General features: G+C 46.3%; 19 protein-coding genes. 2 read left to right on the forward strand and 17 right to left on the reverse strand.

The features are described from left to right. Positions 1–233: 233 nt before the first annotated feature. The 9 genes from HMPREF3201_RS11785 to HMPREF3201_RS07250 form a co-directional block, all read right to left on the reverse strand. Positions 234–398 carry a hypothetical protein gene (locus tag HMPREF3201_RS11785; protein ID WP_154254218.1) on the reverse strand — a complete coding sequence of 55 codons (165 nt, stop codon included), beginning with the start codon at positions 396–398 and terminating at the stop codon, positions 234–236. Between the two features lie 12 nt (positions 399–410). Beyond that, positions 411–3,176, reverse strand: coding sequence for a magnesium-translocating P-type ATPase (gene mgtA / locus HMPREF3201_RS07215; RefSeq protein ID WP_062412413.1), 2,766 nt, complete (start codon positions 3,174–3,176; stop codon positions 411–413). A gap of 22 nt (positions 3,177–3,198) precedes the next feature. Continuing rightward, entirely contained in the window at positions 3,199–3,507 is a 309-nt protein-coding gene (locus HMPREF3201_RS07220; protein ID WP_062412414.1) for a DUF3784 domain-containing protein, read from the reverse strand. A gap of 315 nt (positions 3,508–3,822) precedes the next feature. Beyond that, the gene (locus tag HMPREF3201_RS07225; RefSeq protein ID WP_062412415.1) at positions 3,823–4,326 is read right to left on the reverse strand and encodes a winged helix-turn-helix domain-containing protein; all 504 of its coding nucleotides are present in this window, start codon (positions 4,324–4,326) and stop codon (positions 3,823–3,825) included. 14 nt (positions 4,327–4,340) lie between these two features. Then, entirely contained in the window at positions 4,341–7,004 is a 2,664-nt protein-coding gene (gene mgtA / locus HMPREF3201_RS07230) for a magnesium-translocating P-type ATPase (RefSeq protein ID WP_062412416.1), read from the reverse strand. Between the two features lie 206 nt (positions 7,005–7,210). Then, complete coding sequence (locus HMPREF3201_RS07235; RefSeq protein ID WP_072272047.1) at positions 7,211–7,468, reverse strand: type II toxin-antitoxin system Phd/YefM family antitoxin; 258 nt, start codon at positions 7,466–7,468, stop codon at positions 7,211–7,213. Positions 7,469–7,575: 107 nt separating this feature from the next. After that, entirely contained in the window at positions 7,576–8,652 is a 1,077-nt protein-coding gene (locus HMPREF3201_RS07240; protein ID WP_154254221.1) for a DUF6339 family protein, read from the reverse strand. A gap of 11 nt (positions 8,653–8,663) precedes the next feature. Continuing rightward, on the reverse strand, positions 8,664–9,536 hold the full coding sequence (locus HMPREF3201_RS07245; RefSeq protein ID WP_062412418.1) for a hypothetical protein: 873 nt from the start codon (positions 9,534–9,536) through the stop codon (positions 8,664–8,666). Next, positions 9,523–11,505, reverse strand: coding sequence for a hypothetical protein (locus HMPREF3201_RS07250; RefSeq protein WP_062412419.1), 1,983 nt, complete (start codon positions 11,503–11,505; stop codon positions 9,523–9,525). The genes HMPREF3201_RS07245 and HMPREF3201_RS07250 overlap by 14 nt, the downstream gene beginning before the upstream one ends. Positions 11,506–12,377: 872 nt before the next feature. Between HMPREF3201_RS07250 and HMPREF3201_RS07255 the strand changes: the two genes are divergently transcribed. Continuing rightward, a complete protein-coding gene (locus HMPREF3201_RS07255; protein ID WP_062412420.1) occupies positions 12,378–12,605 on the forward strand; it encodes a hypothetical protein in 228 nt (75 codons plus the stop codon). A gap of 219 nt (positions 12,606–12,824) precedes the next feature. Here HMPREF3201_RS07255 and HMPREF3201_RS07260 read toward each other — a convergent pair whose 3' ends face one another. The 6 genes from HMPREF3201_RS07260 to HMPREF3201_RS07285 all read right to left on the reverse strand — a co-directional run bounded on the left by HMPREF3201_RS07260 (position 12,825) and on the right by HMPREF3201_RS07285 (position 19,495). Further along, the gene (locus HMPREF3201_RS07260; protein ID WP_062412421.1) at positions 12,825–13,625 is read right to left on the reverse strand and encodes an ADP-ribosylglycohydrolase family protein; all 801 of its coding nucleotides are present in this window, start codon (positions 13,623–13,625) and stop codon (positions 12,825–12,827) included. Positions 13,626–13,913: 288 nt separating this feature from the next. Beyond that, positions 13,914–14,270, reverse strand: coding sequence for an arsenate reductase family protein (locus HMPREF3201_RS07265; protein ID WP_062412422.1), 357 nt, complete (start codon positions 14,268–14,270; stop codon positions 13,914–13,916). Between the two features lie 144 nt (positions 14,271–14,414). Further along, on the reverse strand, positions 14,415–15,008 hold the full coding sequence (locus HMPREF3201_RS07270) for a recombinase family protein (RefSeq protein WP_154254224.1): 594 nt from the start codon (positions 15,006–15,008) through the stop codon (positions 14,415–14,417). 20 nt (positions 15,009–15,028) lie between these two features. Then, positions 15,029–17,125, reverse strand: a complete 2,097-nt coding sequence (locus HMPREF3201_RS07275; RefSeq protein ID WP_062412424.1) for a phospholipase D-like domain-containing protein — start codon at positions 17,123–17,125, stop codon at positions 15,029–15,031. Between the two features lie 265 nt (positions 17,126–17,390). Beyond that, the gene (locus HMPREF3201_RS07280) at positions 17,391–19,067 is read right to left on the reverse strand and encodes an N-6 DNA methylase (RefSeq protein ID WP_062412425.1); all 1,677 of its coding nucleotides are present in this window, start codon (positions 19,065–19,067) and stop codon (positions 17,391–17,393) included. After that, positions 19,064–19,495, reverse strand: a complete 432-nt coding sequence (locus HMPREF3201_RS07285; RefSeq protein WP_062412426.1) for a hypothetical protein — start codon at positions 19,493–19,495, stop codon at positions 19,064–19,066. Before HMPREF3201_RS07285 ends, HMPREF3201_RS07280 begins: the two co-directional genes overlap by 4 nt. Before the next feature lie 473 nt (positions 19,496–19,968). Here HMPREF3201_RS07285 and HMPREF3201_RS07290 point away from each other — a divergent pair, with 473 nt between their 5' ends. Further along, positions 19,969–20,250: a helix-turn-helix domain-containing protein gene (locus tag HMPREF3201_RS07290; protein WP_062412427.1), complete on the forward strand. Its 282-nt coding sequence runs from the start codon at positions 19,969–19,971 to the stop codon at positions 20,248–20,250. Between the two features lie 119 nt (positions 20,251–20,369). Here HMPREF3201_RS07290 and HMPREF3201_RS07295 read toward each other — a convergent pair whose 3' ends face one another. Together HMPREF3201_RS07295 and HMPREF3201_RS07300 are read right to left on the reverse strand one after the other, a co-directional pair. Further along, entirely contained in the window at positions 20,370–21,152 is a 783-nt protein-coding gene (locus tag HMPREF3201_RS07295; protein ID WP_062412428.1) for a hypothetical protein, read from the reverse strand. 15 nt (positions 21,153–21,167) lie between these two features. Then, positions 21,168–21,974: a hypothetical protein gene (locus HMPREF3201_RS07300; RefSeq protein WP_062412429.1), complete on the reverse strand. Its 807-nt coding sequence runs from the start codon at positions 21,972–21,974 to the stop codon at positions 21,168–21,170. Positions 21,975–22,294: the final 320 nt, after the last annotated feature.

Raw genomic sequence — 22,294 nt, forward strand, 5'->3', positions numbered from 1 at the left:
AGTGTGATCCTTAACCCCTTTCAGTAAACGCTTATACTCCGAATACCTAAGCCCGATGTCTTGGAATCAGCCATAGTTCTTGTACGCTTTCACGACCTGTATAACTTCCTTTTTTATATCAAAGTCGGCAAAATGTCGACAAAAAAGCCATGAACTTACAAAGATTTCTTTCTGCATAAGTTCATGGCTTTTTATTTCAGTAATTACAAACTCTGAATTGATGTTCTAATAATTTATTCTTCTTTTCTGACCTTGGGTTTCATACCCCAAACGACGGCGTTCATGATGATGACAATCAGCAGTACGACCGCCATGGCGACCCAAAATCCCATATTGATGCCGAATAAGTCGCCTCTTCCAAAGAGATCGATCCAGAGTCCTTCCCAATCCAATATCATGATTCACACCTCCTACAGTAATTCGCCATAGTGGCGGACGTATGCTTTTTTAACACTCGTTGCCAAGACCATATACAGCAGAATGCATGGAATCAGGTAGGCAAAGTAGATGGCCGGCAAAGCGACGAAGCCGAGGGCCGGTCCAATCGGCGTGAAAGGAATGACCGTCAAGACGGCAATCCCGGTCAGGGTCAGGAACATGACCGGAGCCGATGCATGGCTTTGAATAAAGGGCAGTTTCGGCGTACGGATCATGTGAATGACCAAGGTCTGGCTCCACATGGATTCGACGAACCAACCAGCCTGGAACATGGCGACATACTTGAACTGCATGGCGTCAAGTTCGGCTCCGCTGTAATACGTGGCCAAATCGTTGAACAATACGCCATGGGAAACAAATATCGGGCAAAATACAAAATACATGAAGGCATAGGTTGTAAAGTCAAAGATAGAACTTGTCGGCCCAAGCCACATCATGAAGCTGCCAACGCTGGAGGCATCCCATTTTCTCGGGACGGAGACGAATTCTTCATCGACGTTATCCCAGGGAATGGCCGTGCAGGACAAGTCATAGATCAGGTTCAGCAAAATCAGCTGCAGGCTCATCATCGGCAGGAACGGCAGCAGTGCCGACGCTGCCAGGACGGAAAACATGTTGCCAAAGTTAGACGACGCCGTCATCTTGATATACTTAATCATGTTGGCATAGGTCTTGCGGCCTTCAATGATGCCGTCATCGAGTACCATGAGATCTTTTTCCAGCAGAATAATGTCGGCCGATTCTTTAGCAACGTCGACGGCCGTGTCTACGGAAATGCCGATATCGGCGACTTTCATCGCGGCAGCGTCATTGATGCCGTCCCCCATGTAACCGACGGTGTGGCCGTTTTCCCGCAGGACGGAGACGACACGGGATTTCTGATCCGGCGTCAGTTTGGCAAAGACATCCGTCGTTTCGGCGGCTTTGGCAAGTTCAGCATCGCTCATGCGATCGAGATCGGCGCCAAGGAGCATGTTGCGTACTTCCATCCCTACTTGTTTGCAGATGGTGCGCGTGACTTTATCATTATCGCCGGTCAGGATTTTGGTAATGACACCATGTTTTTTCAAGGCACTGATAGCGTCGGCCGTCGATTCTTTCGGCGGATCCAGGAAGGCCAAGTAGCCGATGAGCACCATGTCGCATTCATCCTTTACGCCAAAGGCGCCAACCGGTGACGGATTGCTTTTCTGGGCTACGGCAAGGACGCGGAAGCCCTTGTCATTCAGGTTACTTACGGTATCCAAAATCCGCTGGCGCAGGGCGTCTGTAAGGGGCTGTACGCTGCCGTCACAATCGGCAAAGGAGCAGATGGAGAGCATTTCTTCGACGGCACCTTTGGTGACCATCTGGGTCTTCCCACTCTTGTTCTTGACGACCGTTGTCAGCCGGCGGCGGGCAAAGTCAAAGGGAATTTCATCGACCTTGACGTAGTTTTCCGAGAGGTCGACCAGCTTCGGATCCTGGGCTTCTTCTTCTTCCGTGCGGTGAATGACGGCCAGGTCCATGAGGTTTTTGTACCCGGTCTGGAAATAACTGTTCAAATAGGCGTGGCGCAGTACCCGCGTATCTTCTTCGCCATTAACGTTGAGATGATATTCCAGAACGACCTTGTCCTGGGTCAGGGTCCCCGTCTTGTCCGTGCAAAGAATATCGATAGCGCCGAAGTTCTGGATGGAGTTCAGATTTTTGACGATGGTCTGCTTCTGGCTCATGGAAACGGCTCCTTTAGCCAGGCAGGTCGTTACAATCATGGGCAGCATTTCCGGCGTCAGGCCGACGGCAATGGAAATCCCGAATAAGAAGGCGTCGAGCCAGTCATTTTTGGTAAAACCGTTGATGAAGAATACCAAGGGCACCATGACGACCATAAAGCGGATCAGGACCCAGGAAACGGCATTGACACCGCGGGTAAAACTGGTTTCTACGGCTTCGCCGGCAAGGGCCGAGGCCATGGAACCGAACAGCGTCTGGTCGCCGGTGCTGATGACCACCGCCGTGGCACTCCCGGAAACGACGTTACTGCCCATAAAGGCAATATTCGTATATTCTGTGACCGACTCTTTCTGGGCACTGACATTGCCCGTCTTTTCGATGGGTTCACTTTCGCCGGTCAGACTGGACTGGCTGACAAACAAGTCCTTGGCCGCCATCATGCGGACGTCGGCCGGAATCATATCGCCTGCCGATAAGTGAACGATATCGCCGACAACCAGTTCGTCCAAGGGAATTTCGACTCTTTCCTGTCCGTCACGGGTAACGGTGCAGGTCGTCGTAATCATGGCCAATAGTTTTTCCGCTGCATTCCCACTTCTCGATTCCTGGATAAAACGAAGGGTCCCGGAAATGAGAACCATGACGACGATGACGATGACCGTGACCGGGTTAAAATCATCGGGCGTGCTTCCCCACATCGAAAAAATAGGGAAAACGATATCGGTCATCGTAGACACGATGGCCAGGAAAAAGAGAATGGCCGTAAAGGGATTAATAAAGGCTTCGGCCAGCCGTTTGGCCAGGGATTTCTGTTTTTCACGGGTGACTTTATTGGAGCCGTACTTATCCCGGTTTACCGATACCGTTTCTTCGTCCAGCCCGTGAAGGCTCGCATGCAGGCTCTTCAAAAGATCCTCGATGGGATTGGTAGCGGCATGTTCGATGCGCTGATTCAATTTTTCACGGAGCGCCGTCTGCTGAGCAGTCAGACGAACGCTCTTGTTCGTTCCTTTTTTGTTCATGGCTCTCGCCTCCTCTTCTCACTTATTTTTGGTACCGACGGCTTTTTTCAATATATAACAGATCCAAGGCCGCCACCACAAACCATGCAATCATCGTAAGGGTAAACAAGGTGCTGGTAAAACCAATCCACACCCCTTTGGCAAGGAAAATAAGTCCACTTAAGGTAATGATGGCCCCGACATTATGGCAAAGGGGCACGATATCGATGCTTTCTTTTTCCTCTTCCGGCATGTTTTTCCAGTTTGACAGGTGAATATGTAGCTTGCCACAGGCAAATAGAAAGCCGGCGACCGTGAAGACGATACCCAAAACGATACTTGTGAACTGCATGGCTTTTCTCCTTTCGTCGATAAAATCACTCAAGTTAATGGCAGCGGCCAATCGATCATGAATTCAGATACAGAAGAAGAGACAAAACGGAGACCTCACGTTTGATACATTCACTACAAAAATACCAACAAGAGCTCTCCGCAGGTCCATTCTATCATATCCCAAAGGGCTTTAAAAGCCCTTTACACGATGAATCTTCCTGCCTTCGGCCTTATTTAGGATACAAAAAAAGCAGGGAGAATCACATGGACAAACCCTTGCGATTTCCTTGCGATTTGGCAAGAATTAAGGCGAGCCGTCATGGGCCCGCCTCGGTTATAGTTCATCATTAAATTTATAGCCAATCCCCCAGATAGTCAGGATGTATTTCGGTTCGTCCGGATCGGGCTCGATTTTCTTTCGCAGCTTTCGGATAAAGGCCATGATATTGCTGTTGTCCAGCAAATAATTTTCCGACCACACGGCCTTATAAATCTGTTCTTTCGTAAATACCTGTCCCCTGTTTTCTGCCAGGAAATATAAGATGTCGAACTCCTTGGGCGTCAGGGAAATTTCTTCGCCAAGCCTTGCCACCTTTCGGCTTTTCGCATTGATGGTCAGCTCCCCAATGCGGATTTCATCCGTCACGGCGGCCATAACCCGGTCTGCGTTTTTTTCGGTACTGAGCATCAAGGAGGTGATCGTGCCGTTTCGCAGGTCATAGATGCCGGACAGCAATTCTTTGGCGCCGTCACTCTTGGGCGAATCTTTTATCAATTTTTCCATGAGCCACTCCTGAAGGACGGCATCCATGTAAATAAAGTCAATGTCTTTTTTCACGATGCAGCCTCCTTTCAAATGAGCTCATGATATTTCTTCTGATAAAAGGTTTTGACGACCGTAGTCAGGAGCATATACAAGAGGACGACGACGAATAGGAATAGGAAGTACCACAGCGGCAAACGGGTAAGCCCGAAAATGCCGGCGGCCGGCGTGAAGGTGATGACCGTAAAAAGAACGATGCCTAACAGGGTGACGGTCATGACCGGAACTGAGGGACTGCTCTGGATAAAGGGTATCTTTCGGGTCCGCAGAAAATGGAGGATCAATACCTGGGTCCACATGGATTCCAGGAACCATCCGGTCTGAAACAGGGCCACATATTTCCCCTTCATGACCGGGTCGGTAAGGTTCAGATACGTCGCTCCCCCGAAGAAAGCCGGGCACAACACATAGTATAAGAACAGGAAGGTCGCGATGTCAAACAGGGAGCTGATGGGTCCAAAAGAAAGCATGAACCGCCCCAGTGTCTTCCCGGACCAATCCCGGGGAGCCAGGGTTTCTTCCTCATCCAGCTTATCCCAGGGCAACACGATACATAAGCTGTCATAGAGCAGATTCAGCAATAAAATCTGCAGGGCCGTCATCGGTAAAAACGGGAGAAAGGCGCTGGCACAGACGATGGAAAAGATATTGCCAAAATTCGAGCTGGCCGTAATCTTAATGTATTTGAGCATGTTGGTAAAGGTCTTCCGGCCTTCCAGGATGCCCTGTTCCAAGACGCCGAGATCCTTTTGCAGCAAGACCACATCGGCCGCATCTTTGGCGGCGTCGACGGCCGTATCGACCGATATGCCGACATTGGCCTCGCACAGGGCCGGGATGTCATTGATGCCATCGCCTAAAAATCCGACCGTATGGCCATTTTGCCTCATGGCGGAAACGAGGCGGGCTTTTTGCCCCGGAGTCAGAGCGGCAAAGACATTCGTCGTTTCAACGGCCTCGCGAAGAGTGCTGTCACTCATGGCATCTATGTCGGTGCCGGTCAGCATCTTTTCAGGGACGATGCCGACTCTGCGGCAGATAGAAACGGCCACTTTAGCCTGATCTCCCGTCAAGACCTTGGGAGCTACCTTCAGTTTCCGCAGGGCCGCTACCGACGTCTTTGCCGTTTTCTTCGGGGCATCAAAAAAGGCCAGATAGCCCATCAGAATCATGTCGTCCTCATCGGAACGAAGAATCTGCGATTTTCCCGCCATCGGTTTTCGGGCCACGGCAATGACCTTCATCCCATCTTCGAGCATCTCGTCTACGACGGAGGAGACGCTTTTCAAGCTGTCTGTTTCGATGGGCAGGATATCCTGCTTGAACGCTACCTGACGGCACCGGGACACGACCTGGGTGATATCGCCCTTTACAATGAGCTGACTCTCCCCGTTTTGATCGGTGACCAACGTGCTAATGAACTTACGGGCGTAGTCAAAGGGAATTTCATCTTGTTTCTGATACCGGGTACGCAGTTCGGCAAAATGCCGTTCCCGCCCCGGCATGGACTGGCACGCCAAGATGGCGTTATCAATGGGATTGCCGACGCCGGCATGATGGACGCTGTTCAAAAAAGCCAGGTCCAGGACCGTCTCGCTTTCATTGCCCAGGACATCCATATAATATTCCAAGAGGATACTCTCATTGGTAAGGGTCCCCGTCTTATCCATACAGAGGACGTCCATGCTGCCAAAGCCCTGCATGGCATTGATGTCTTTGATGATCGTCTGCTTGCGGCTCATGCTGATGCTGCCCTTAGCCAGGCAGGCGGCCATCACCATGGGCAGCATTTCCGGCATCAAACCGACTGCGACCGACAAGGCAAAAGCCAGGGATTCCAACCATCGGCCGCCGGTCACCCACAGCAGGATAAAGACAATCGGCACCAGTACCGCCGTAAAGCGCAGCAGCACCCAGGCAATGGAATTGGCCCCTTGGTGAAAGGACTGCTTATCATCCGCATCTTCTTTGGCAAAACTGCCATAAACAGTATCCTTACCGACGGCCAGTACAAGGCCTTCCCCCTTACCGCTGATGACGGTCGTTGCCATAAAGGCCAGATTTTCCAGCTGAACCGTTGATTCTGGACGGTCCGAGGACAGGACGCCGCAGGTTTTCTCCCGAATGGCGCTTTCTCCCGTAATCGACGCCTGAGACACAAAGAGGTCATGAGCCGCCGTCAGCCGGATATCGGCCGGAACACGATCCCCGGCCGAGAGCAGCACAATGTCTCCGACGACCAGTTCTTCTGCCGGAATCTCTTTTAACTTCCCATCCCGCCTTACCGTGATACTCTCATGAATCAACCGGTTCAACTGTTGGGCGGCATTTTTAGCGCGTACCTCCTGAATCAACCGGATGATGCCGCTGATCAGAATCATAGAAAAAATAATAACGGCCGTCGTCTCATTGCGCGTAAAATTCGAGGCCAGGACAACATCCGTCACCAGCGAAATGACGCCCAGAACAAAGAGTATCACCGTGAAGGGATTGATAAAAGCCCGACGCAGACAGCGTATCAGCGTATCCCTCTTTCGCTGTTCAAAAAAATTGGCGCCGTACGTTTCCCGCATCGCATCGACACGATGAACATCGAGCCCTTCCGGCGACGTCCCTAACTCCTTATATATCTCTTCTATCTCCTGATAGGCGTATTTTTTGATACCGCCATCCGTCAAATGCCCCTCGGCCATAGCCTATCGCCATCCTTTCACCCTAAAGTATCCCAGACGAAATCCGCATCATCCGTCTCGGTGTCTAAGTACCATTCTACCGCATGGAAAAGAAACTGGAAAGAGCCTAAAAAGACCTCCCAACGTCAGATTAGTAAGTCCAACGTCAAGAGGTCGATTCAAGCTCCAAAATACATACCCCAGCAGGGGCAGATATATTCTCTTTTTTATACATCCGAAATATCCGCTAAGGAAGAGAACGGTATCCCTCTCTCTTTTTCAGCACGGTGTAACTTTTCTGCCATTCCCGGAACGCCGTATACATGCAAAGTTTCCAGTAAAGAATTATAATCGGCCAAGCCTAAAATAACGACGTCATCAGTGGAATCCTGACCAACAGCCATAACCGGAATGCTCCTTTCATTGACTTCCTTGGCAATCTTAAAGAAGTCCTTTCTTGCGTCCTTGTGGCTAATAATTTTCATCCGATCACCTCAATGATTACATATCATCTATATACAAGCCTAATAAAGGAGGCTCTATTTATAGGATAACGTGACCTTCATTAGCCCTATCAATATCTGCGTACTATTTATATTCTAGCTGTAGTTGCCGTGCACTTAGATTTTTCTATAGTTGCAATATCGTATGTCCTGCCTTTAAAATCAACAGTATCATTTTTCGTCTTATTCAATATCAATTCACCTAAAATCGATAGTTTTCCTTTATGGTATCTCATATAGACGATTTGAGAATCTTCTCTATCTTTAGATATAATAGTGACTACATCACCGATGTTTATTCTGTCTGTATTATTTTCTAATTCAGTATTTTCTAATTTAGTGTCTTCTTCCGAAGTTTCTTCATATTCGTTTTCATCTTCAGATACATCGTCACCGGAAATAAGCGTATCGTGTCTGCCCTCCATAATGGATGTAATATTATCTATCATGATATCTCTGATTTCTTCAGATGATAAGCAATCCAGTATCAGTCCGCCGCCTATAGCATTAAGTTTTTGCATGGTTGGGCGTAATTGATTTTTTACATTGATCTTTTTATTTCGACTATTGAAATACTCAAAACATTCAACAATCCCATTTAATATGGTTGGATTAGAAGAAAAAGTGTAATTATGAAAAATTTCATTTACTTTAGAGTTAAAATCATTACTCCCAATAGTATCTAGCATTTCAAAGTTGTTTTTATTGGAGTCATATAGTAATTTGCCAATCCACCAGCATTTAGCAAAAGTATTACGGAAATAGCCGTTTTTACCATTACCTGTAAAGAAAAAGCGGCTTTTGATTTCACTGACTCCATCCCTTTGACTAGGTATCGTTATTCCAGTGGCATATCCCCACCGCTCACGCATATAGTTATAAAAGGTTTTATGCGTCAGGGCTGCCCAAAAGCGTTCATCACTTGCCTGGGATGGGGAAAGAAAACTAAGGTTTTTATAAATGACTTTACAATTTTTTAAATCGATTTTCCCTTTTTCCATCCCTGCATACAAATTGGCTAATTGAAACTCGGGAATCTCCATAAAAAAATTATAAGGGTTTTCTTGAAATTGCTTTTCTACCCAGGAACCATCTTTTTCCGTATAATACAACATATAGACATTCGGGAGCCGTTGCTTCAGTTCCATTAACATATCTTTCTTCATAATGTACAATTTCAATCTGCATCACCTCCATTGCAAAGTTCATGAAATTGGGTAAATGCCTTGGTGACCGGCAATTCCATGAGTTCCTGGGCCAACTGTACCGGGCTTTTACTTCTATCAGCCAGCTCTCTTTCTAATGATTTGCCGACTTGCTGATAAGCGTTTGAAATGACTCGGTACCATAATCTATCTTGATATCTTTCACTTGCTCCGTCTATACTTAACTCTTCCAGCGCATACACTAAAGCTGGGAAAATTATCATGGTATGGAAAATAGACTGTAAATCTATCCTAGTACCATAGGTAACAAAGGTTTGATAGTCTTTTTCGCTCAACTTTACCACAATTTTATCTTCGTCCAGTACAACATCCATCAGGTCATCTTTTCCCGCTTTACATACAATAAAAATGGATGATGCGTCTTTAAATTCTTCTAATTTTTTTTCAATACAGATAGTCGCTAAATTTTGGTAGGCCAGAATCGTTCCCCGTTCGAAATTAAAGGAAATACCATCAAAATCTTCGCTCCAGTCCGAACAAATAAAATCTGTAAGCGGCTGCTTTACTACAATCATAGCCAATTGATCGATGTTTCCCCTAATAACTGTATAAGGAAGTGAAATGTTCACATCCTGAACTCGGACAGTATAAATCCGACGATAAGAAGTTTCTGTACACTCTACATGAATCACAAACTCAGCCATCCCATCGTACACTAATTTTGCCAATTCCGGACAATCCAAATTGATATGATAACTAAGAGACAGCCCTTCCATATTCCTTTTGTAGGAAGACGTTACATCAAATACAGCAGATTTATAATCACCGCCAATACCGTCACTTGTGAGAACAGGATAGGAAAATAATCGATTATTTATATTCATAAACGATCACCTCCATAGTATATTCTCTGGCATCTCTCAATGTAATCGCTACCTGTGCTTTTGCATCTTTCTTTATTTTGGCAAAAGAAATTCGGCCACTATCTGCTCTTGTCCCGCTGCAATTGGTGATTTCTCTGGCAGCATCAATGATAAGCGATGCTTTTTTGCCATTTTCACCGACAGCTTGAATAGTTATCATCCCATTTTTTACATTTTTCGGTGAACGAAAAATAAGCTTGTACTGGTCATCATCTCTACGAATTAGACGTACTGAAGATAAGGGGACTACCTCTTCTTTTTTAGGCTTAGGTGTCCCTTCAAACGAGTCTTTCGTATCTAAGCCAATCCCTGTCCCACTATTTGGTGTATTGACTAAATCATGTCCTTCAGGATTCACTGTACCGGTATGGCTTTTACCATTTCCTGAAGAATTCCTTCCCTTACGAGTTCTAGTAGCCGGATTATCATTTGAATTATCTGTAATAACTCCCGGCGTATCGGGTTTTCCACTATTGTCCTTCTGTTTTGCACGTCGCCTTTTTGAACTTGTTTGATCCTTAACGTCTTGAGAAATGATCAGGGTTCCATGGAATGATTTCGGTTTTTTTTCAGAAATAGTGAATTTATCGATATTATCGGTAAGGCTTTCCCTATCTCCATGTTCATTACCGTCATTCTCAGCACTTAAATTGTCTCCTAATCCCTTGACATCAGTCTGTTCCGTCTCTTCAACTTTATTATTTTCAAGGATTCTGTTACGTACCCATCTCTTTATTTCTTTTATCGAATCGGCTGCTTCCTGTGCATTAGAATGACGGCCTGGGTCCCAACCATCATGTGTAGGTGACTCCATTTGCCGAAAATATTCATTCAATTTCTGCCCTTCTAGTTCTAAAACTCCTGTAAAAAAGATGCCATTAGGCAAATGATCCATTTGGAACAAAGTCATACCAGAATTACGGACCACCAATATTTTCCGATTCAGTTTACGTTCCGAATCGACAAGCAGCTTTAAGTGGAATATTCCCAGTGCTCGAAATGGTAAATTAAACTCTTTCGCCTTTTTATCGATAAGGGCACAATAATCATCATATGCATGTAATACATCTTGCTTGTACTTTTCAATATATTTTTTTAAAGTATCCTTATTTAATGTTTCATTTTGAATCGAAACTTCTAACTTTCCCTTATAAATAGCAATCAGAAAATTATCTAAAATTTCGACAAACATCTGCCTTTCCCAAGTTTCTTGAGCATCATTAAATCCATAGATGAAAACATCGGTCCCCATTTGACTGCGTTCATTCAACTTATCTAATTCTGGAATTTGGGGTACAGGCATATTATTTTCCGGATTACCATAGTAACCTACACCGGTTGTCGTAACAGTCGAGTCATTTAAATCTAAAAATGACACCAACCGGGACATTCCCTGTGCTGCTATTTCGTTATCTTCATTCAAAGTCCGATAAAAAACAAGCCGCAAAGTGGAATTTGAAAATGGTGCATTTTTGCCAATACCATAACTTCCGCCTGCATCTCCACTTTTAGTTGCGCCACCATCAATTTTGGTCAATGCATTCCAACCGCCAAAAGATTTTGCGTTATACGGCTGACTGAGGCCTGTTGTATAATAATCACTAACTCTCAGTACATAAAACTTATGCTTAAAAGATCTTATTGCCTTATCAAAAAAAGGCTGGACATTCGCATTATCTTTCCAAAAATCATTGGCTCGATTTAAAATCTGCTTGTATTGTTCATGCCCTGGGACATCAGTGTAATCAATAATGTATCGACAAAACTCTACTCGTACACATGCCTGTCCTACTGCCTTAGCATCTAACGAATTCTGACACGTTTCCCGCGCCAACGCCTTTAGCTCATTGCCGTTAAAAGTTGCAATTCCTGAATCTTCGACACCTCTAACCTGTCCTCCAGCATTACTAGGGAAGTTCCATGACACCATTTATATTCCCCCTATTTAATACAATTCTTCTCTCACAAATAACATAATGTACTTGAAATAATTGTTACTGTCAAATATTTTTCGCAAATACCTGAATCTCGCCGTAAGTAAAATCAGTCAAGAAAGATTATCCACAGCAAATCCGTAGAGATGTTTCATATCCATGTACTTCTTTGAGCCTCACCGAGTTTCTTGTTTGAACCCGGTTGACCGCTTTTTACCCAAAGATTATCGCCGCCGTTTTTAACACATAAAAAAGCATATTATATATTACGATTTCGACACAAAAGAGAAAATTCCTGCTAACAAAAAGCAGGACCTCAATAAATTGAAGTCCTGCTCATCGCATTTATCGATTTTTGCGCTTCTATATTGGTAATATTGTCGGATAATATACAGGGGAAATATCTCTTATCATTATGATGCCACACGATATTTTTCCATTTCCAAAAGGGGAGAAATCACAGCATTTCTAATGAGAAGTGTCTGGTTCAATTTTTCCTGAATCATTTTCCTGCACTGCATCTCGAGTTCATTCCGTTGCTATAGCTTTTTTTAGAAGGTCCGTGCATTCGTGCCTTTTCATCGCCGCTCGATCCTGTTCCTTCTACATTTGCAAGTATTTGTTAAAAGCTTTTTTGCTTAATATACTTAATTACACAAACAACTTTCCTCCTTCCTAGTACTCAATCTAATAGTTTATCTTTTCAAATCATACAATTTATGTCATAATATAAATAAAGTTAATATAATAGCATATTTAATAACTTTATAACCATAGCAATTATAATAAAATCTTAATATAATCAAATTCGTATCTACTTTACTAATTACGATTGTTTTATTAATTTAAATGATAAAGGAGGATTACAATGGGATTATTAAAAGGTATTGGGATAGTTGCTCTTGGAGTCGTCGGACTTGCAGCATCTGTTGTTGGCCATGTTGTTGACCATGCATTAGATGAGAGTGGGAAATCACTGGAAAAAGCTCGCGGATATGATGATTCAGAACTTTGGGGTAGAGTTAAGGATAAAAACCTTAAATCTTACGATAGGGTTGCGGCTGCGGCAGAATTAAAACGAAGAAAAGAAAAATAAAGGCCCTAAAAGAAAGAGACGGACTCTTGTTCGTCTCTTTCTTTTAGGGCTAATACATAATAAAGTGCTAGTACTGATTATCTTATGGCATCACCTTTAGGAGCTTAGTTGCATCTATAATTTTTATACAGTAAATTCGACAATAGTGCGACAATTTCTCTCAAAATAACATCTGACGTTCTTTAAGCATTACGCGCTGCCGGGTCTTACATCATTGGGCTATTTCTCCCTAATCGGCGGATATTTCTTTTCAAAATCGAGCAGGATTTTCAAAAGTCTTTCATCTAAAAACATCAGGGTCTGTTTTCTCAGTTTTTCAGGAATGCCATAATAGGCCTCGGCTACGCTTCCGCAGATGGCAGCTAAGGTGTCGCTGTCGCCGCCGATGGAGATGGCGTTACGGATGGCGTCTTCAAAGCTTGTCGATTCGAAGAAGGCCATTAGGGCTTGAGGTACGGTTCCCTGGCAGGTGGCATCGAATTTGTAGGTCGGGCGAATAGCCTCTAAGGTGAAATCCATGGGATAGTAGTTTTGATCGATGAGGTCTTTGATTTCTTGTCGGCTGCATCCATTTTTGGCCATATAGATGGCAACGACGACGGCTTCGGCCCCTTTTAGTCCTTCGGGATGGTCATGGGTGACTTCAGTGATTTTCTGGGACAGTAATTTGGCTTCTGCCAAATCTTTGGCCGCATATCCTGCCGGGCTGACACGCATGGCAGAGCCGTTTCCCAAGCTTTGGTAGGGTTTGGGATCGACGGCGAATACCCAGTGTTTAAAGCGGCCGCCATAGCCGCAGTTCGGATATTTCCGTCCCAGGCTTTGCATGGAATCTACGGCAAGGTCGCCCAAATCACTATAATCGTCCTTACTGTCTAAGATGGCTTTGGCCAAGGCCAAGGTCATGATACTGTCGTCGGTCGGCCGGGACTTATAGCTGAATAATTCAAATTCCTTGGTCTTAATGTTATGCCATTCAAACCGTGAACCGATAATATCTCCAATGATTGCGCCTAACATTCGATCACCTCATGAACTTTCTATAACATTCTAACATCACAGGCCACAAACGAGCTGCTTCGCGTTCTCCTTTCAACGATACCGCGTTGTCGTAGGCTGCTTTTCTCAAATTCTTAAGACATCAACACTTTGGGAAGAGCGCTAAACTTTCAGCTCATGGCCGTTTCCATGCCGTCCGGATAAGTGCCTTCCTTTATCAATTTTTCATCATCGAGGCATTTGCACAAAGCTCCACCATCGATACGGACATGCGAAAATGAGCCTCGCATCAAGGAGGCTCACTTTTTATTACAACTTATCTTGCCATTCTTTTTCCTTGAATCCTACCAATACCGTATCGTCACCGACCAGCAAGGGGCGTTTGACCAGCATGCCGTCTGTGGCCAGAAGGTCATACTGTTCGTCTTCACTCATGGAGGCCAGTTTATCCTTGAGCCCTAATTCCTTATACTTTAGCCCGCTGGTATTGAAGAATCGTTTGAGGGGCAATCCGCTCTTTTCGTGCCATGCGCGAAGTTCTTCGGCTGTCGGGTTGTCACCCTTGATATCGCGTACGGTTACGGCGATGTCGTTGGCTTCGAGCCATTTTTCCGCTTTTTTGCAGGTAGAGCAACGAGAATAGCATACAAATGTCAATTCACTCATAGAGTATCACCTCACATACCTAATCATTTCGACAAATCTTTCGTAAATTCCTGCTCCTTACTGAAAAAGACTTCTTCGATACGATGTGAAATTAATATAAACGGGAGAGGTTCTTTCTTCGACGCCTGCGGCTTTCGAGCCCCTTTATTGATGTCCGACGGCTTGTTTGATACTGTTCCGGTACCGTTCTTCTTCGTCTAAGAGTTCGCTGTATTCCGTCACCTTGTTATAGAAGGTCGCCTTTTTCATTCCCGACCATTCCATGAAGGCTTTAGAGGAAAGGCTGCCGTCTTTCCAGGCCTTGTATTTTTCATCCCAGCCGTCGGGAAAATCGATACTGGGCCGTCCGGCATTTCGCGGACGAAATAAGACTTGATTGTCCGTTTTTACCGTTTTTTCAAGCATTTCAATGATTGTTCCGACAATGGCTTGGTTCAATTCCAGCCCATGTTCATAGGTCATTTTCAGATCACAAGCAACGAGGCGGATTCCCTTTTCCATGATGGTCCGAAGCCGTTTGAGGGTGCCTTCAGCCGTCTGTCCCAGGTCGTCGATTCCTTCGACAAAGAGGATATCATGAGCACGGCCCATTTCGATGGTTTTATCTAGTTCTTCGTGTTTCCGGTCATGTTCCGTTACGACGAAGACATCATCATCCGGCCGAATGATATCGGCTGCCGCATCCCGGACAGCCTTGCCGTCTTCGGTGAATTTTTTGTATAAATACAGCCGCCGCATGACCATCACCTCGATTCATTTTAAAAAAATTTCCGGTACCACGGGTCCTTAAATCGGATACCGCTTCGTTTTTCCAGTTCAGCTCTATTAAATACGATGATCCAGCCCGTTTTTATCCACATGGGCTCTTCTTTTATGACCTCTCGAGGCAGTACCGCTGCCCAGGAATCAATCCGGCGCTTACTCGCTGTGTCTGTACCTGTTTCTATTGTAACTGTGTTTTTGTCAATTGTGAATACTCTTTTGTTAGAAGCGTACAGTTCTCTGATTTCCCGGAAAGTGTCGGCTGCGATATGGCGAGCGTTTTCAGAAAAATCATCGCTCCAATTGAGCATTCTGAAGTAAGATGGTTGATCAAAACCGAAATCCTTCACGATTTCCATCAAGGTTTCTGAAGAAAGAGGCATGATGTCCGGATACCAGTCATGGGAAACATCGGCTTTTAGCTCTTCTTGTATTTGATCGATCAGATTCCGTACTTTGGGAAGCATGCGTCGGATATATTCACAATACAACCCCGTTCCTAATCTTGAAATCAACCGGTTGCCGGCAGAAAGCCAGGCCGTTTGATCGACATCAGATGGAATCGTTCCTTTCGGAGCGAGAAAAATCATCCGTTTACGAAGCGGCATATCCGGATTGGTCACATCATTGGACGCAAAAATCAGCATCGGTGTCGTATCCAGTTGTAGCCTTTCACAGATATCCTCAGTATCCTTGATAGCTGATTTCATGTGTGACAAGTAGGCATTATTGACTTCATCGATAAAAAAGGGGACGCCCTTCCCTTCTACCTGCAAGGCGACGGCAGTTTTACTCGAGCAGGATCTGGCAGCTAGTGTTCTTAAATGTTTCTTTCCCGTCATCAATTTCAAGATGGCTTTTATAAAAAAGGTTTTCCCCGTACTGGCATGACGCGATGAAATCAGAAGATACAAGGGGAAGCTGCTCGCTGCGTTTTCGAGTAACTCAGCTTCGCAGCGAAGGCGAGCAAAAAAAGGCGAGGCAAACATGGCATTTAACAGCTTATAGTAGATGTCTTGTTGCTTTTCCGGATCCGTCCCGACGAAGGAATTATATTTCTCAAAAATCGATAACAGATGCTTGATGTCGGCTTTGACGTCTTCTTCCGGCGGATTCAGATTCATCGGTTCCCCGGAAAGATTCATGGACAAATTTTGATAATCAAAGGTGATTTCAGGATATGGCTCGACAACCTGCTTGAGTCTGATTTGTCGTATCCCTGCTTTTTTCGCATTGACCTCTATTTTTTCGACGATTTTGGGATTGAGCTTAATCACGCCGTCTTTTGTTGTTCGGATACCTGTATCCTTCAACAGTTCGAGGTATTTTTCTCTGGCCTTATCGGCATCCATGACGTATTGATAGTTGGTGATGACCGTCTGCTCATCTTCTGCCGGCGTTTGCAGGATGATGGCCTTATTCGTTTCCACGACCTTCTTTAATATCGCATTGGCGTCTTTAGGGCTGTCGGTCTCTTCGGCGGCAACCACCTTATAGGGAATGTCAGCCGACATCTTCCAGGCCGTGTGAAACTCTTGAATGTAAGCTGCATAGGCATCGGATTCATCATAAAAGGCAACGTTTTCCATTTGATCGGCAGACCAGGCCCTTCGGGTCATATTAGCCGATGTCGTGATGACCCGGGTCCGTCCATCATCGCTGTGAAGGAGATACAATTTTCGGTGGTCCAATATGTTTATCGAACTGTGAATAACCAAGTTACCATCCAGCATTTTTTGAACTAAATCGCTGTATTTCCGGATTTTTTCGGCTGCGATGTCTGCCCCGGCCAACATAGCAGCTACCTTCTCTGTCGTTCTAGTGTCTTTCCGGACCATGAAATCGGCGCCGAGAAGAATTTCTCCATATCTAAACTTCTTCATAAGCCAGTGAATCATGGCGACATCATAGGAAAAGGTGATGACCCGGATTTCATCGAACCCGTTGAATAAATCATGGACCGACATATTTTCAATGCTGACCAGACGGTTCTTATAACAGCGCAGCAGATTGGGACTTTTCACCTGCCCGTCTTCCGTTTCGAACAAGGATAACTGACGTCGTTCGAATTCTATTTCCTTATCTTCGGCCATAACAGGAACTCCTTTCTAATAGGGACACACGCTCTCGATACGTTATGCGTAGTATAGCATTTGTCTAAAAATTAATCAATCATTTTTAGACAAAAATAAAACGAATTTACACCCATAAAAAAAGCCCCCTACACGTGAACGGCCCCCTTAAAGCTGGACCAAAAGATCTAGCACTAAGGGGGCCGTTCGACAGAGGCACTGAAACGTTAGTGAAACGTTTTTGATTCACTACAGCCTGTTGGCATGTTATCGATATGGAATTTCGTTATGCATCTACTAAATTGTTCATGTCCTGTTTGATAGCCAACAGCTTTGCTTCGGCTTCTTTCATGGCCTGGGCCAATTTTCGATACTGTCGGGCAATGTCCTGCTGTTTTTCCTTCGACAGGATAGGAATGCGAACTTTCCGCAAGTCGCCGATGGAGATATTTTTGATATGGCTTCCTTTAGCCCAGTAATCCAATTCACTCTGGCCTAAGGCACTTTGCAGATAGAGCATGAGGTATGCCGGTTCAATGGCATCGGAGCCGCGCAGGATGTAGACGTTGCCCGTTACCAGCACCTGTTCATCTTGCAATTCATCAGCTAAGGCCGTTTTAAAAGGCGCCATTTTCGATAAGAGGATATCCCCTTTTTGCAGGCAGGCGGCCTCTCCCCGCTCAGGTAATTCTTTTAAGTACGGCAAATCGGCGCGGATGCGGCCGTTTTCAAGGTCTTGTACCATCAAATAGCGGTAGGCCGTCGGTTCGGAGCTGACCAGTTCATCCAAGAGACCGGCTCCGGTCACGAAGCCTCGCGATACGGTGCAGACGTCATCGACGGTCCAGGCCTTTTCCAAACGGGCATCGGTCTTGGTCAGATAGCGCTGGGGATCGAGCACATAGCCATTGGCAGCCAACTGAGTCATCGAAATACGGCAGCTCTGTTCCGTATCCTGATCGTAACAAGTAAGAATGCTTTCGATATGCTGATCGGTCAAGACGTTCTGCCGCCGTTCGGCCTTAAAGAAGCTCGTCCCGTCTACCATGCGGACGCTCTCGTTGTTTTCGCTGAGAACGAGCAGGTAAAAACCGATGCCGCTATTCCCGAGCAGTCGTTCCGGAAGCGCAATAACGCCTTCGATCCAGCCGCGGCGAAGAAATTCCTGGCGGACTTCCCGGTCGATGTTATTGTACAGCCCTTTGCCCGGCATCATGACGACGGCACGTCCCGACGGGGCATGTCTCATAGCGGCAACAACAGCAAAGACCCATTCAGCGGAAATACTGCGTTTTTCCCCGAAAAAGAAAGAGCTCAGGGCCGGATAATTGCGGACTTGATCGGCCAAATCCCGATACCGGGGCCACGAGGGTACGCGGCAAAAGATTTTATTCGGCTCTTTTCCTCTGGCAATCGTCGTCGGCTCCAATACGTCGCCGCAAACATGGGTAATCGGAAGGTCTGCTAAGACCGTGCGCAGGACGGCGCCGACATAGGATTTTTTATCTTTCTCTACCGCCATACAGGTAATCTCGGGAAAGGCTTTACACGATGCCAAGGCGAAATCGCCCAAGCCGGAACAAAGGTCGGCCACCTTGTCCCCGTCCTGCAACTGCAAGAGGTGTCCAGCTAAGGCCGTTACCCCTTCCGGTGTTTCCGTAAACGAAAGGTCCCGATAGAGTGGCAGTGATGCCAGGATGTCCATGACGTCTTCTTCGCTGAGGCTTTCGGCGGCCTCGAATAAAACGGAACTGTAGCGGGAAAAAATCCCCTTCAAGTAGGTCCGTACCGTGCCATCCCACGGACCTTCGTCCAAATAGGCCAACAACTGATCGGCAGACTTTCTTTGATGGAGCCATAAGACGAGGGCGAAAAAGGCCAACTCGTCAATGCCGTCATGCCGCTCAAGGTCAGCCTGCATCATCTCTCTGACAATATACCGATATTCCCTGACTCGCCTCATCGCACATCCTCCTTGCTCAAATATTCTGGATGGACTCCCTGCAAGGGACGGATGTCGGCCTCATAAATCGTCAACTGGCGGAATACCGGCCGGGCCAACTCTCTGATAGCTGCCCAATCTGCCGGAACGCCTTCATCCATATCAAAGTCCAAATAGGAACGAGGTTCTAACGACTCATACATGCGGGTGTAGCCCGGTACGTCCTGAAAAACCTTCGGGCAAAAAGCCATAGCCGCATCGAGGAGCATATCCGGATCATTCGGGCCCTTGGGGACGATGACCTCAACCCGCTGCGCCCGGCGCTTAAATCCCCGAGCTGCTTCAAACCACATGCGGCTAGAAACGCCGCGCCACAATTCCATCGTGATGCCATTGATACCATCATACGTCGCGTGACCAAAGAATACAGATTTGTCGAAACCTGCCATAATTATCTTCTCCCTTCAATGAATATCCGTTTGTAGTATTTTCTATCTTTCTTTAATCATAGTATAACATATTTACCTATATTGTCAAATGGTTTTTAATAACCTTTTATAAAAGTAGTAAAAAACAAGCAGTCAAAAGACTGATTATCTATTTGTCGATGTTCTTTAACGGTCACTCTTGGCGTATTGTTTTTCTGCCGTTATAAAACTCCATGCTGGAATTCATTTTGAGTGATTCCAAAAGAATCATTTTCTTAAAGGATAGCTTCTATATGATGGTTACGAAATCCTGCCAGACAATGGATTTTCCCCCATGATTTTTTCAAGGATTTCAAATCGATTCCTCCCTACTCATAAATCGGATGGGATGTATCACTTGCTCAATCCCTATTGAAGTATGATAGCAACTATGCTATCATATCATAAAAATATTTTGAGCGCGACGATTATCTACGCCGGAAGGAGGAACAGCTATGAAAACTTGGGATGATTATAAACGTCATGTGAAAGATATCAGCGACCAAGATAGACGAAATATGGAAGAAATCGAGGAAGCGGCAGCTATTGTGGCTTCCCTTATCCGGCGGCGGCAGGAGTTAGGGCTCAGCCAACGCGCCTTAGCTGAACGCTGCGGGATTCCGCAATCGTCTGTCGTTCGTATGGAAACGATGAAAACGCGGCCGAAGTTGGATACGTTGATCAAGATTACCCAGGCCCTCAATTTAAAATTGCAATTAACAGTTCCTGCGTCATAAAACAAAGCCAACAAAGCCCCTGAGCCGGTATTCCGACTTGGGGGCTTCTTTCTTTGCAATATGGGACGAAAAAACACCGTCACAGTTTCGGCTGTGACGGTGTTTTTCTATATTCGCTTTCATTCCCCTTCCGTTTCCGGTTCGGACGAGGTGCATTCGGATTCTTCTTGGCTAAAGAATCCCGGCGCGTCTTCTGCACAGTGACGGATGGGGAGAATGAAAATCCACAGGTCTTTATCTCCCTCGGCGAAGCGCTCCAGTTCGTCCCGGGCGACGTAGATGAGGTCCTCTGTAGACCATTCGGGATACGGCAGGAGTTTCAAGAGGGCTTCTCTCATCTCCTCCCGGGTCCAGTAGGAGACGTGGTAGCCGTACTGGTCTTCCCTTTCCCGATAGACGGCGGTTTTCGTCAGGAAGTCGTAGATGGATTCGGGGATATTTTTTTTGATGGAGGCGAAGATGACGTAGTCCCAGGGGAAATATTTCCGATAGACGTCATTGGTCCAGAGGCCTTCCAGACGCATTTCCTCGGCGTAGTAGTAATAGCGGCTGTTCGGGGCCCATTCTGCAAGGACGGCATCCCAGAGGGCATGGATCGGCACATAGGACGATTCGGCTTCGAAGGACAAGACCAGCTGCCCATCGCCCAGACTTCGGTACGATTCTTCTGTGATCTTTCCCCGGATGGCGCCGCGGCAACCACAATCGCAATCCGGATACAAGACTTCTATGATGTTGTTAAGGTGCTGTTCGTAGAATTCCCGATCGACGAAGCGCTTCGTTTCTTCATCGGCTTCGTCATAGGAATGGCGGGAAAAGGCCTGCAGGAAATGTTTTCCGATATTCCGGATTTCCCCTTCCGGCCCTTCGAAACGGTATTGGGTGTAACAAATATTGGCCATGGTAATTTCCTCCTTTTAGCGAAGTTGGCCCTTTTGGCGAAGTTCTTCCAAAACGGGCATGAAATAGTGGTGAGGTTCGCGCAGCCGATAATGAATCCGGCGGATGATGACCCGCGTTCCCCATCTCCCATCACTGAGCGGCGAACCAATCGTCGAAGCCACGACGTCGGCCAAGTCATCTGGTGACAGCTCGGGCATCGGTACCAGAGTCAGCAGCTCCCGATACAGTTCTTGCCGCGGCCAAGTGGAGAAATGGGTGTCGCCGGCCCGATAAATAAGACTGAAATAGGGGCGTTGATACATCGTATGACGACTGAAGAGCTGGTACAGCGCTTCCGGCGTATTTTTTGAAAGGTTGGCCCGAACGGCGTAGTCGCCTGAAAAGTAGCGGTGTTTCAGATCATTGGATTCGGCCTCTCCATCGCGGAGATCGCCATAGGCCAGATAATAGTAGCGGCAGTTAGGAGCCCACTTGCGGAGCATGAGGTCCCAAAGGTCGTGGCAGTTGCCACCCTCTACGTTCACGGCCATGGACCACTTACCGTTCCGCAGCTGCCGGCAGGCGTCGGGGCTGATGTCTTCACAGACAGCACCGCCGTGCCAAATGTCCTTCGGCCCCTCCAAGGCGTCGAGGATGTGGACCAGGTCATGGCTGCCGTCATCGAACTCAAAGCTAAGATCGTCGAGCTCAATGCCAAGGTCAGCGAGGTCAGGATACTTATTGACGGCGTGCTGAGCCTGATATGTGAAAATGTCGTTGAGTCGGGTCCGCAAGGGGAAAATTTCATACCCGGGACCTTCGAAATAATAAAGGGTAAACATAGGCATACCTCCTGTCGGAAAGAAACTGAATGGCAAAAAGTACGCAAAAAAGGCGCACGAATAGAACCATTCTTTGTAATAGTTCTAAATCATGCGCCTAAACAGTCAATCATTCGGCTACGGATAAGTATATCTTGTTTGCGATGAAAAGTCAAGAAATGACGAAATCGGGTAATACGACGAGGATCCAAAATGCATGCAGGATCTTTACGAAGTCGGGTTTCAGTCCCCTTACGGGGAATTGGGTAATACGACGTGTTCGCGCCATAACCACCTAATCATATTTTTTCTTGTTTCAGTCCCCTTACGGGGAATTGGGT

It is taken from the genome of Megasphaera sp. MJR8396C, assembly GCF_001546855.1.
Lineage (GTDB): Bacteria > Bacillota > Negativicutes > Veillonellales > Megasphaeraceae > Megasphaera.